12 protein-coding genes are annotated in these 12,557 nt (G+C 63.6%); 1 reads left to right on the plus strand and 11 read right to left on the minus strand.

Annotated elements, in window-relative coordinates; genetic code table 11:
* Positions 1-27: 27 nt before the first annotated feature.
* The gene (locus L0U84_RS14905) at positions 28-951 is read right to left on the minus strand and encodes a histone deacetylase family protein (RefSeq protein WP_233850828.1); all 924 of its coding nucleotides are present in this window, start codon (positions 949-951) and stop codon (positions 28-30) included.
* 337 nt (positions 952-1,288) lie between these two features.
* Here L0U84_RS14905 and mltB point away from each other — a divergent pair, with 337 nt between their 5' ends.
* Positions 1,289-2,467: a lytic murein transglycosylase B gene (gene mltB, locus L0U84_RS14910; RefSeq protein ID WP_233850829.1), complete on the plus strand. Its 1,179-nt coding sequence runs from the start codon at positions 1,289-1,291 to the stop codon at positions 2,465-2,467.
* 112 nt (positions 2,468-2,579) lie between these two features.
* On the opposite strand, the gene cysM is transcribed toward mltB, so the two are convergent.
* The 10 genes from cysM to cmk form a co-directional block, all read right to left on the minus strand.
* The gene (gene cysM / locus L0U84_RS14915; protein WP_129961444.1) at positions 2,580-3,482 is read right to left on the minus strand and encodes a cysteine synthase CysM; all 903 of its coding nucleotides are present in this window, start codon (positions 3,480-3,482) and stop codon (positions 2,580-2,582) included.
* A gap of 237 nt (positions 3,483-3,719) precedes the next feature.
* Positions 3,720-4,094, minus strand: a complete 375-nt coding sequence (locus L0U84_RS14920) for a ComEA family DNA-binding protein (protein WP_233850830.1) — start codon at positions 4,092-4,094, stop codon at positions 3,720-3,722.
* Positions 4,095-4,172: 78 nt separating this feature from the next.
* A complete protein-coding gene (gene rfaD, locus L0U84_RS14925) occupies positions 4,173-5,165 on the minus strand; it encodes an ADP-glyceromanno-heptose 6-epimerase (protein WP_233850831.1) in 993 nt (330 codons plus the stop codon).
* A gap of 98 nt (positions 5,166-5,263) precedes the next feature.
* Positions 5,264-6,271, minus strand: coding sequence for a D-glycero-beta-D-manno-heptose-7-phosphate kinase (gene rfaE1, locus L0U84_RS14930; protein WP_326491177.1), 1,008 nt, complete (start codon positions 6,269-6,271; stop codon positions 5,264-5,266).
* Positions 6,237-7,640, minus strand: coding sequence for a UDP-glucose dehydrogenase family protein (locus L0U84_RS14935; RefSeq protein WP_233850832.1), 1,404 nt, complete (start codon positions 7,638-7,640; stop codon positions 6,237-6,239). The genes rfaE1 and L0U84_RS14935 overlap by 35 nt, the downstream gene beginning before the upstream one ends.
* Positions 7,641-7,766: 126 nt before the next feature.
* Positions 7,767-8,942: a lipopolysaccharide assembly protein LapB gene (gene lapB / locus L0U84_RS14940; RefSeq protein ID WP_233850833.1), complete on the minus strand. Its 1,176-nt coding sequence runs from the start codon at positions 8,940-8,942 to the stop codon at positions 7,767-7,769.
* Positions 8,943-9,011: 69 nt separating this feature from the next.
* Positions 9,012-9,305: a LapA family protein gene (locus tag L0U84_RS14945; protein ID WP_233850835.1), complete on the minus strand. Its 294-nt coding sequence runs from the start codon at positions 9,303-9,305 to the stop codon at positions 9,012-9,014.
* 297 nt (positions 9,306-9,602) lie between these two features.
* Entirely contained in the window at positions 9,603-9,926 is a 324-nt protein-coding gene (locus L0U84_RS14950) for an integration host factor subunit beta (protein ID WP_129961450.1), read from the minus strand.
* 21 nt (positions 9,927-9,947) lie between these two features.
* Positions 9,948-11,681, minus strand: coding sequence for a 30S ribosomal protein S1 (gene rpsA / locus L0U84_RS14955; RefSeq protein ID WP_008921410.1), 1,734 nt, complete (start codon positions 11,679-11,681; stop codon positions 9,948-9,950).
* Between the two features lie 163 nt (positions 11,682-11,844).
* On the minus strand, positions 11,845-12,531 hold the full coding sequence (cmk, locus tag L0U84_RS14960) for a (d)CMP kinase (protein WP_233850837.1): 687 nt from the start codon (positions 12,529-12,531) through the stop codon (positions 11,845-11,847).
* Between the last annotated feature and the right edge of the window lie 26 nt (positions 12,532-12,557).

The raw sequence follows: 12,557 nt of genomic DNA on the forward strand, positions 1-12,557 counted from the left end.
GTTGCCACGGCGCGCAGGCGGGTGACCTCAGATCTCCGCCAGCGACCGCACGTGCGCCACCACGCTGCGCCCGAGCGCCGACAGGTTGTAGCCGCCCTCGAGACAACTGACGATGCGCCCGCGCGCGTAGCGCCGGGCGATCTCGCGCATCTGGTCGGTGATCCACGCGTAATCGTCTTCGACGAGGCCCATGTTGCCGAGGTCGTCCTCCCGATGCGCGTCGAAGCCGGCCGAAATGAACAGCATCTCCGGCCTGAACTCGTGCAGGCGCGGCAACCACAGCATGTCGACCGCTTCGCGCACGGCCATGCCGTTCGAGCGTGCCGGCATGGGCACGTTGCACATGTTGGGCGCCTGGTTGTCGGCGCCCGTGAACGGATAGAACGGGTGCTGGAAGATGCTGCACATCAGCACGCGCGGGTCGCCCGAGAACGCGGCCTCGGTGCCGTTGCCGTGGTGCACATCGAAGTCGATGATGGCAACGCGCGCGAGGCCATGCACGTCGAGCGCGTGGCGCGCGGCGATCGCTACGTTGTTGAAGAAGCAGAAGCCCATCGCGCGCGCCGGCTCCGCGTGATGGCCCGGCGGCCGCACACTGCAGAACGCGTTGTCGTAACGGCCTTCGATCACCGCATCGGTGGCGGCGACCGCCGCGCCCGCCGCGCGCAATGCGGCCTGCCACGTGTGCGGGTTCATCGTCGTGTCCGGATCGATTTCGGCGACGCCCTCGACGGGCGCGCGGCCGCGGATGTAATCGACGTGCGCCTGCGTGTGCACGCGCAGCAGCGCGGCCTCGTCGGCGAGCGGCGGCGACTCGCGCTCGATCAGCGCGTCGATGCGGCTCGCGATCAGCTGATCCTCGATCGCCTGCAGGCGCGCGGGACACTCGGGATGCCATTGCCCCATGTCGTGCAGCAGACAGTCGGGGTGGGAATAGAAGCCTGTTGCCATAGTTCGTGTTGTGCGTCTTTTTACGGCGCGGCGCATGGACCGCGTGCGCGCGCGGCGTGTCTCCGTCGAGCGGCGCGCGCCCCGGCGCGCCAACATTCGTCAAGTTACCACACGACGCCGCTGTCGCTGATTCAGCACGGTTTTGCGGAAGCCGTCGGGTATACTTCCCCGACCCGTAACTCGCCGTTTCGTTCCTGCCGCTTTCCGACTGCTTCCAGCCTTTCACGCATCGCGCTCACTGCTCACCATGACCGTCAAGCTTGCTCTGTCCGCAGGATCCCCACGCAACCGGCTTCGCCTCCGCACCCTCGCCGCCTCACTGACCATCGCATCGTGCGTGTTCATCGCAGCAAGTCCCGCGAGCGCGCAAAGCGCCACGAAGAAAGCACCGGTGCAACTCGCGCAGAGCCAGCCGCAGCAGCCAGTACCGCAAGGGCAAACGTTTGAGGAAGAGATCATTCCCCAGCGCTATGCGAATAACGCGAACGTCGATGCGTTCATCAACGAGATGGTCGCGCGCTACGATTTCGACGAAGCGTCGCTGCACGCGCTGTTCGCCGGCGTCAGCTACTCGGCGACTGCGGTGAAGCTGGTCACGCCGTCGCCGACACCGTCGATCAAGAACTGGCGCTCGTATCAGGCGCGCTTCCTCGACCCGGTGCGCGTGAACGCCGGCGTGCAGTTCTGGCGCGAGAACCAGGCCACGCTGCAGCGCGCGTATCAGGAGTTCGGCGTGCCGCCGGAGATGATCGTCGGCATCATCGGCGTCGAGACGATCTACGGTCGCTACATGGGTAATTTCCGCGTGCTCGACGCGCTGACCACGCTGAGCTTCGACTATCCGAACACCGCGAATCGCGCGGACCGTCAGGCGACCTTCCGCAAGAATCTCGAAGACTACCTGGTGTGGACGCGCGACGCGCAGATCGACCCGAACACGGTGCTCGGCTCGTACACGGGCGCGATCGGCATTCCGCAGTTCCTGCCGAGCAGCATCGTCCAGTACGCGGTCGACTACGAGGGTAACAAGCACATCGATCTGCGCACGAGTGATGCCGATGCGATCGGCAGCGTCGCGAACTATCTGCGTCAGAACGGCTGGGAAAGCGGCCGGCCGGTGGTGTGGCGAATCGGCTCGGACGCGGGCAGCCTCGGTGTCGCGCAGGCGGCGGCCAATGGTCAGCCGGAGCCGCACTGGCCGCTCGACCAGTTGCTGCGCGCCGGACTCGTGCTAAACGAGCCGAACGTCGACATCGCTTCCGAGGCGGGAACCCCGGTCACGGTGGTCGATCTGCCGTCGCCGGGACGCGGCACCGAGTTCATGCTCGGCCTGAAGAATTTCTACGTGCTCACGCGCTACAACCGCAGTTTCTTCTATGCGCTCGCGGTGTATCAGCTCGGTCAAAAGGTCAAGGCTCAGATGCAGGCGATCGACGCGGCGAGTGCCGCAAAAGCGGCCAACAACGGCAGCGCGTCGCAAGGTCAGGCGGATCAGTCGAACTCTGATTCGCAGTGAGTCACGCCGCGAGTCGCCGTGCGCGCCTCGCGTTGAAGGACGTAAAAAAAGCGCCGGCTCGACCGGCGCTTTTAATTGGCTCGTGCGCCCGCGAAGGCGCCCGGCGACCCGCTTACGCGGGAAATACCCCCGTGGACAGATAACGGTCCCCGCGGTCGCAGACGATGAACACGATCGTCGCATTCTCGACCTGACGCGCGATGCGCAGCGCGACTTCGCACGCGCCGCCCGACGATATGCCAGCGAAAATGCCTTCGACCGACGCCAGCCGGCGCGCCATCGCCTCGGCCGCGGATTGACTGACGTTCTCGACGCGGTCGACGCGGCTGCGGTCGAAGATTTTCGGCAGATACGCTTCCGGCCACTTGCGAATGCCCGGAATACGCGAACCCTCTTCCGGCTGCGCGCCGATGATTTCGATCTGCTGATTCTGCGTTTTCAGATACGTCGACACGCCCATGATCGTGCCGGTCGTGCCCATCGACGACACGAAGTGCGTGATGCGCCCTTCCGTGTCACGCCAGATTTCCGGGCCCGTGCCTTCGATGTGCGAGGCCGGATTGTCCGGGTTCGCGAACTGGTCGAGGATGATGCCCTTGCCTTCGCGCTGCATCTGCTCGGCGAGATCGCGCGCGTACTCCATGCCGCCTTTGACCGGCGTCAGGATGATTTCCGCGCCGTAGGCGGCCATGCTCTGGCGGCGCTCGACTGACAGGTCTTCCGGCATGATTAGCACCATCCTGTAGCCGCGGACCGCGGCGGCCATCGCGAGCGCGATGCCGGTGTTGCCGCTCGTCGATTCGATCAGCGTGTCGCCCGGCTTGATGCGCCCGCGGGCTTCGGCCTTCTTGATCATCGACAACGCCGGCCGGTCCTTCACCGAGCCCGCTGGATTGTTGCCCTCGAGCTTCGCGAGGACCACATTGTTGCGGCTGCGGATCTCGTCGTCGGGGAGCCGGACGAGTTGTACGAGCGGCGTATTGCCGATCGTGTCTTCAATCGTTTTGTATGCCATATGGGGTCTAGCGATCGATGCGCGAAAGAGTGTCTTCAATTCATCGATTCTAAACCACGATCTGCGGCGCTGCCCTGCAGCCCTAATGCCCGCATGGATGCATGGAGCTTGCTGCGCAGGAAACCCGCGGCGACGAGCCGCGGGAAATCGTGTGTACCAGTCGAAGCCATGGAAGGTGCGCGAACCCTGCGCGCCGCACGCCGCCCGTCGGCATGACACGCGCAGGGCTCGCGGCGCTTACTTCTTCACCGCCACCGCGGCGCCCCCCTTCTGCGTGGCGGCGGAAGCGGCCGTAGCGGCCGGGTCCTTACCTGTTGCAGTTGCCGCAACCTGCGTGCTAGCAGCCGCGCCAGCCGGTCCGACAGCGAGACCCTCCGCCTGCAGGCGCTCGATGGTGTGCCCGCCCATGCCCTTGACGCGTTTGCCGAGATCGGCCGCGTCCTTGAACGGGCCGTGCGCATTACGTTCGTCGACGATCGCTTTGGCTTTTGCCGCACCGATGCCCTTGATGCCGCGCAGCGCGTCTTCGTTAGCCGTGTTGACGTCGACCGCCGCATACGCGTGGCCGAAAGCGGCGAGCATCGCCGCGGTAACCAGAACTTTTCGAAACATATTGGAATCTCCCTGTTGCCACTGGCCGGCGACCATCACCGACCAGGAGATTCCAGTTTAAAGAGGATGACGTACTAATTACACCTGGCCGAACAGCCAACGCACGTAACGATCGACGCCTTCCTGCACGCTCAGAAACGGCGCCTCGTAGCCGGCAGCACGCAGCTTCGACTGATCGGCCTGCGTGAAGCACTGATACTTGCCGCGCAGCGCGTCCGGGAACGGAATGTATTCGATCAGCCCGCGTTGCACCTGATCCGCGAGCGACAGCGCCGGCTCGTTGTTCAGCGCGCGCAGCGTGTTGACCACGGTGCTCGCGATATCGTTGAACGGCTGCGCGCGTCCTGTGCCGAGATTGAAAATGCCCGACTTTTCCGGATGATCAAAGAAGAACAGGTTGACCTTGACGACGTCTTCGACCGAGATGAAATCGCGCGTCTGCTGACCAGCCGCATAGCCGTTGTATTCACCGAACAGCTTGACCTTGCCCTCGGCGCGGAACTGGTTGAAGTTGTGAAACGCGACCGACGCCATGCGCGCCTTGTGCGTTTCGCGCGGACCGTACACGTTGAAATAACGGAAGCCCACGATCTGGCTTTTCGCCGTGGGCAGCACGCGGCGGATCACCTGGTCAAACAGGAACTTCGAATAGCCGTACACGTTCAGCGGCTGCTCGACCTCGCGCTCCTCGACGAAGCGGCTCGAGCCGCCATAGGTCGCCGCCGACGACGCGTACAGGAACTGGACGTTCTGCGCGAGACAGATGTCGAGCACGTCGCGGCTATAGCGGTAGTTGTTGTCCATCATGTAGCGGCCGTCGGTTTCCATCGTGTCCGAGCAGGCGCCTTCGTGAAAGATCGCGCGCACCTTGCCGAAGTCGCCGCGCCTGAAGCGCTCGACGAATTCGGTCTTGTCGAGATAGTCGTCGATCTCGCAGTCGACCAGATTCCTGAACTTGTCCGCGCGCGTGAGGTTGTCGACGGCGATGATGCGTTGTTCGCCGCGCTCGTTGAGCGCCTTCACGAGATTGCTGCCGATAAAACCGGCCGCGCCGGTGACGATGACGGTCATGATGATCCTGCCGTAGTGAGCTTTGTAGTGAGCTTCGTTCAGTCAACGCCGCGCGGGGCGCGCTGGTCCGTCAGGACGACCGCGCCCCGCGGGCTGCATCAGGAAAAGAGTTCGTCGTAGTCGACGGTGGCGGTGCCCAGTTTGCCGACCACGATGCCGGCCGCGCGATTCGCGAGCCCGACCGCTTCGACGAGCGAAAGACCCGCGCCGAGCATCGCGGCGAGCGTGGCGATCACGGTGTCGCCCGCGCCCGACACATCATACACTTCGCGCGCAACGGCCGACGCGTGCAGGATGCCGTCGTCGGAGAACAGCGTCATGCCCTCTTCCGAGCGCGTCAGCAGCAGCGCCTTGAACTGGAGTTCGGCGCGCAGCTTCGTGACGCGCGCGATCAGATCGTCCTCGGACTTCCACTGCCCGACTACCTCGCGCAATTCGGCGCGATTCGGCGTGATCAGCGTCGCGCCGCGATAGCGCTCCCAGTCATCGCCCTTCGGATCGACCAACACCGCTTTGCCGGCCGCGTGCGCCTTCGCGATCATTTGCGTGACGTGCGTGAGGCCGCCCTTCGCGTAGTCGGACATCAGGATCACGTCGTACGACGGCAGCAGCTCGTCGAAACGCGCGAGACCCGCGAGCAGCACTTCGTGCGCCGGCGAGTTTTCGAAATCGACGCGCAGCAATTGCTGCTGACGCGACAGCACGCGCAGCTTGATCGTCGTCAGCAACGCCGGGTCGCGTTCGAGATGCGGCGTCACGCCGCTTTCGCCGAGCAACTGCACGATGCGCTCGCCGGGCTCGTCATGACCGACCACGCACAACAGACCCGCCTGCGCACCGAGCGCGACCGCGTTGCGCGCGACGTTCGCCGCGCCGCCCAGTCGATCTTCCTGGCGCTGCACGTGCACGACCGGCACGGGCGCCTCCGGAGAAATGCGGTTGACGTCGCCGAACCAGTAACGGTCGAGCATCACGTCGCCGACCACCAGCACGCGCGCCGCGTCGAGCTGCGCGCGCGGCACGACCGTGAGCTTCTGCGCCGTGGTGGACGCGGGCGCCGCGGGCATGGTCTCAGGCATCGGCCGGAAGTTCAGTGGGTTGGGCATAGGGGCGTCCAATCGCGTGGTAGTCGATACCGAGCTCGGTCATCGCGTCCGGCTCGTACAGATTGCGGCCGTCGAAAATCAGCGGTGTCTTCAGCACCGATTTCAGATGCACGAAATCAGGACTCTTGAACTCCTTCCATTCGGTCACGATCACGAGCGCGTCGGCGCCGGTCAGCGTTTCGTCCTGGGTGCCCGTGAACGTGAGGCGCGCGAGCTGCTCAGGCGCCGCGTGCAGATCCATCGCGAATACGCGACGCGCCTCGGTCACGGCAACCGGATCGTACGCGCGCACTTTCGCGCCGCGCGCGAGCAGCTCGCCAATCACGCGACGGCTCGGCGCCTCGCGCATGTCGTCGGTATTCGGCTTGAACGCGAGGCCCCACACCGCGAACGTGCGACCGCTCAGATCCTCGCCGAGTTTCGCGGCGATCTTGTTCACGAGCACGTCCTTTTGCTGGTAGTTCACTTCCTCGACCGCCTCGAGAATGCGCAGGTTATGGCCGCTCTCGCTCGCGGTGCGAATCAGCGCCTGCACGTCCTTCGGGAAGCACGAGCCGCCATAGCCGCAGCCTGCATACAGGAAGTGATAGCCGATGCGCGGATCGGAACCGATGCCGCGGCGCACGGCTTCGATATCGGCGCCGACCTTGTCCGCGAGATTCGACATCTCGTTCATGAACGAGATGCGCGTCGCGAGCATCGCGTTGGCCGCGTACTTCGTGAACTCGGCCGAGCGCACGTCCATGTACAGCGTGCGTTCGTGATTGCGGTTGAACGGCGCGTACAGACGCTTCATCATTTCGCGCGCGCGCACGCCCGGTTCGTCTTCGTCGATGCCGATCACGATACGGTCGGGACGCATGAAGTCGTCGACGGCCGCACCTTCCTTCAGGAACTCGGGATTCGACACGACCGAGAAGCGATGCTGCGCGCTGCCCGCGAGCCCGCGCTTCGCGAGCTCTTCTTCGATCACCGCGCGTACCCGTTGCGCGGTGCCGACCGGCACCGTCGATTTGTCGACGATCACCTTGAATCCGTTCATCGTGCGGCCGATGTTGCGCGCGGCCTCGAGCACGTACTGCAGGTCGGCGGAGCCATCTTCGTCGGGCGGCGTGCCGACCGCGATGAACTGCACGTCGCCGTGCGCGACGCTCGCGGCGACATCGGTCGAGAACGTGATGCGGCCGGCCGCGCGTGTGCGGGCGATCATCTCCTGCAAGCCCGGTTCGTGAATCGGCACGCCGCCTTTGTTGAGGATGTCGATCTTGCGCTGATCGACGTCGAGGCAGAAGACGTCGTTGCCGATTTCGGCGAGACATGCGCCGGTGACGAGGCCCACATAGCCGGTGCCGATAATGGTGATTTTCATACGCTTTCCGGTAGATGGTTCCGGTGATGAATGCCGCTCATGAGGCCGGCGATAAACTCGTTGCGATATTCACGGGCGATTGCGTGGCAATGCAACACCGACGCGGCCAGCGCCGCCCGTGCGGCGTCAGTTCGACGCGGTAATCGGCTCGACGCGGCGCGGCGCATAGGTTTCCCAACCGCTGCATCCCGGGCACTGCCAGTAGAAAAGCCGCGCCCTGAAGCCACAATTCTGGCACGTATAGCGTGGCAGATTCTTGGTGCGCTGGCGGATCAGTGTGCGCATCAGCTCGAGCTCGCTGCGGCGTGGCTCTTCGGCGACAGCCTGCTGCGCTTCGAGCAGACGCGTCATGCCGGCCAGATTCGGCGACTTCTGCATCTGCGTGCGCGCGAGCGCATGCGCGGCATCGGCGCCGCGCAGCGACGCGACGTGCTGATACGCGACGTCGAGCAGATCGTTGCTCAGATGACGGTCGACCCACGTGGTCAACAGGTCGGCGCCCTCCTGCGCGCGGCCGAGCGCTTCATACGCCTTCATGATCTTCTCGGCGACGAGCGGCAGATACGCGGGGTTCTGCTCCTCGACGCGGCGCCATTGTCCGATCGCCGCTTCCGGCGCACCGCCGGTCGCGTCAACATCGCCGAACAGGATCGTCGCGCGCACGTTGGTCGGGTTCGCCTTCAGCGCGAGACCGAGCTGACGGCGCGCTTCGTCCGCGTTCTTCTGCTGCAACGCTTCCTGCGCGAGTTCGCAGTGAAACTGCGCGATTTCCTTATCGAGCGACGGCGCACCCATCGTTTCAAGGTGGCGCGCGGTATCGATCGATTTGACCCAGTCCTTCTCGATCTCGTAGATCGTCAACAGCGCGCGTTGAGCGCCCAGTGCGTAATCTCCAGCCTGCAGCGAGCGGAAGGTTTCTTCGGCACGGTCGAGCAGACCGGCTTTCAGGAAGTCCTGGCCGAGTTCGTACAGCGCGTGATCGCGCTCGCTGACCGGCAGGTCCGCGCGGCTCAGCAGATTTTGATGCACCCGGATCGCGCGGTCGGTTTCGCCGCGCCGGCGGAACAGATTGCCGAGCGCGAAATGCAATTCGACCGTTTCAGGGTCGAGCTTGACCACTTCGATGAATGCGTCGATCGCCTGGTCGGGCTGCTCGTTGAGCAGGAAGTTCAGGCCGCGAAAATACGACCGCGGCAGGTTGGCGCTCTCGGACAGCAGCGTCTTGAGGTCGTAACGCGCCGCCATCCAGCCGAACGCGAACGCGACGGGTATGACCAGCAGCCACCAGAAGTCTAGATCCATGCGATTAATGCAAATGTGCGGGAACGCGAAAACGAAAAGCCGCGCTCAGAGTGCGCGGCGCAAAACAGCTCAGATCAGCGGCGGCATCGGCGGCTGTTCGACGACGGCCGGGGTTTCGCGCGCCACCCGCAACTCGCGCCTGAGCCGGCCATTCTCCATGCGCAGACGCACGACCGCCGGCATCGACGACACGAGCCCCGCGAGCAGGCCGATCACGAAAAACGCGAGGCCAATCAGAATCAGAGGCGCCGACCACACGTATCCGGCGAGGAAATTCAGCGTAGCGGGTTGCGTGTTGGAGAGCGCCAGCACCAGCAGCAGCACGAACACCAGCACACGGATCAGCCAGACGATAAATTTCATGAATAGATCTCTTGACGGCAGTTGCGGGGTGACGCCGGCTTGATGACGCGTCGCGCCACGGTGTTGCCCGCGCCGAAGTGACCCGTATTGTAATGGATGCCCTCGCGGCTGGGCAGCAACTGGCGGGATGCCGCACTTACGGGTGATTCGCAAAATGCAACGGCCGCAGCGGGAGGCACCCCTCCTCAAATGATGGACGAAAAAAAAGCGCCCGAAGGCGCTTTTCCTGGTCTTTTGCCGACTGGCTTTGGCCGCTGACGCTAGCTATGCCACGCTGCAACACGCACAGCGGAGTCATTAAAGGTCGTCATCCGGCTCTTCGGCCTTCAGCGGCTCGCCCGCGCGACGATCCACCCGCTCGCGCAATTCCTTGCCTGGCTTGAAGTGCGGTACGTACTTCTCGGGTACCAGCACCTTTTCGCCCGACTTCGGATTGCGTCCGACGCGGGAGGGACGGCGGTTGAGGCCGAAGCTGCCGAAGCCACGAATTTCGATGCGATGACCTTTGGCAAGCGCCTCCGACATCGCATCGAGCATCGTCTTCACCGCAAAATCCGCATCTTTGAGAACAAGTTGCGGAAATCGCGCAGCCAGCTGGGCGACCAATTCCGATTTGGTCATACTGCAGCAGACCTCTCAGGCTTACTGGTTCTGGCCGTCGAGCTTGGCCTTCAGCAGCGCGCCGAGGTTCGTCGTGCCGGTAGCGGCTGCGCTCGAATCCGAAGCAGCGAGACCGCGGATGGCTTCCTGCTGCTCAGCCGAATCCTTCGCCTTGATCGACAGGTTGATGCCACGCGACTTGCGATCGATGTTGATGATCATCGCGTTGACCTTGTCGCCTTCCTTCAGCACGTTGCGAGCGTCTTCCACGCGGTCTTGCGCGATTTCCGAAGCACGCAGGTAGCCTTCGACTTCACCCGACAACTGGACCACAGCACCCTTCGCGTCGACCGACTTGACGGTACCGTCAACGACCGAACCCTTGTCGTTCATTGCAACGTAGTTGCTGAACGGGTCGCCTTCGAGTTGCTTGATACCCAGCGAAATACGTTCCTTCTCGACGTCGATGCCGAGAACGATCGCTTCCACTTCGTCGCCCTTCTTGTACTTGCGGACGGCTTCCTCGCCGGTTTCGCTCCACGATAGATCCGACAGGTGAACCAGACCGTCGATGCCGCCCGGCAGACCGATGAACACGCCGAAGTCGGTGATCGACTTGATGGCGCCGCTGATCTTGTCGCCCTTCTTGAAGTTGCGGCTGAAGTCGTCCCACGGGTTCGGCTTGCACTGCTTCATGCCGAGGCTGATACGACGGCGGTCTTCGTCGATTTCGAGAACCATGACTTCGACTTCGTCGCCCAGCTGGACAACCTTCGACGGAGCAACGTTCTTGTTGGTCCAGTCCATTTCCGACACGTGGACGAGGCCTTCGATGCCCGATTCCACTTCGACGAACGCGCCGTAGTCGGTGATGTTGGTGACCTTACCGAACAGACGCGTGCCCGACGGGTAACGGCGCGAGATGCCTTCCCACGGATCGTCGCCCAGTTGCTTGATACCGAGCGAAACGCGGTTCTTTTCCTGGTCGAACTTGAGGATCTTCGCGGTGACTTCCTGGCCAACCGACAGAACTTCGCTCGGGTGACGCACGCGACGCCATGCGATGTCGGTGATGTGCAGCAGGCCGTCGATACCACCGAGGTCCACGAACGCGCCGTAGTCGGTGATGTTCTTGACCACGCCTTCGACGATCGCGCCTTCCTTCAGCGTTTCGAGCAGCTTCGCACGCTCTTCGCCTTGCGTTGCCTCGATGACAGCGCGGCGCGACAGCACGACGTTGTTACGCTTGCGGTCGAGCTTGATGACGCGGAATTCGAGGGTCTTGCCTTCGTACGGGGTCGTGTCCTTGACCGGACGCGTATCAACCAGCGAACCCGGCAGGAACGCGCGGATGCCGTTGACCATCACGGTCATGCCGCCCTTGACCTTGCCCGTGATCGTGCCGGTCACGAGTTCGTTGTTGTCCAGCGCCTTTTCCAGCGACAGCCACGAAGCCAGACGCTTCGCCTTGTCACGCGACAGGATGGTGTCGCCATAGCCGTTTTCCAGCGCGTCGATCGCGACGGAAACGAAGTCGCCCGCCTGCACTTCTACCTCGCCCGCGTCGTTCAGGAACTCTTCGAGCGGGATGTAGGCTTCGGACTTCAGACCAGCGTTCACGACCACGAAGTTGTGGTCGACACGCACGACTTCGGCGGAGATCACTTCGCCAGCGCGCATGTCCTGCTTGGTCAGCGACTCTTCGAACAGAGCCGCAAAAGATTCGGTATTCGGGGTAGAGGTTTGCAGGTCGGACATAAAAATCAGAGTTTGCATGGTCTTCGCAACGCCTGGCTCACCGGACCGGTCAGCAACTGCGGCAATTACACGAACGCCACGCGGGGTTAAAGGGTTGAAAACAACGCTTCGCGACCATCGCGAAGCACCTACCAACAACGGGACTGCCACTGTCTGGCCACTACTGCGAGACTGTTTTCAGTTACGCATGCGGGACCAGTGCTTCATACCATTGCACCACCTGCTCGACCGCCTGCTCGACCGACAATGCGGAGGTATCAAGCAGCTTTGCATCCGCCGCGGGCCTGAGCGGTGCGGCCGCGCGTTGACTGTCACGCTCGTCGCGCTCACGCAAATCCCGGAGCAAGTCATCTATATTAGCAGAAAATCCTTTTTGGATCAATTGCTTATGCCGGCGCGTGGCGCGGGCCTCGACGCTCGCGGTCATAAAGACCTTCAGTGCGGCGTCCTGGAAGATCACGGTGCCCATATCGCGACCGTCGGCGACCAGCCCCGGCTCCTTGCGAAACGCCCGCTGACGCGCCACCAGCGCGGTTCGCACGAGCGCGTGCACGGCGATCGCCGAGGCACGGCTGCCCACTTCCTCGGCGCGAATTTCGGTCGACACATCGACACCGTCGAGCTGCGCGAGCCCCTCGCGGAACGTGATATGGAGGTCGTCGATCAGTTTGACAAGCGCGTCGACGTCGTCCGCCGCGATGCCGTAGCGCAGGCTCGCGAGCGCCGCGAGCCGGTACAGCGCGCCGCTGTCGAGCAGGTGAAAGCCGAGGTTGGCGGCCACCATCGCGGCCACCGTGCCTTTGCCGGAGGCGCTGGGGCCGTCGATCGTAATGACGGGCGTCTGGTGAAAGGGACGGGTCGGTTTCATCGAAAAAGTCGCACTTCGGGCGATTC

This window comes from Paraburkholderia sp. HD33-4, from assembly GCF_021390635.1.
Taxonomy (GTDB): domain Bacteria; phylum Pseudomonadota; class Gammaproteobacteria; order Burkholderiales; family Burkholderiaceae; genus Paraburkholderia.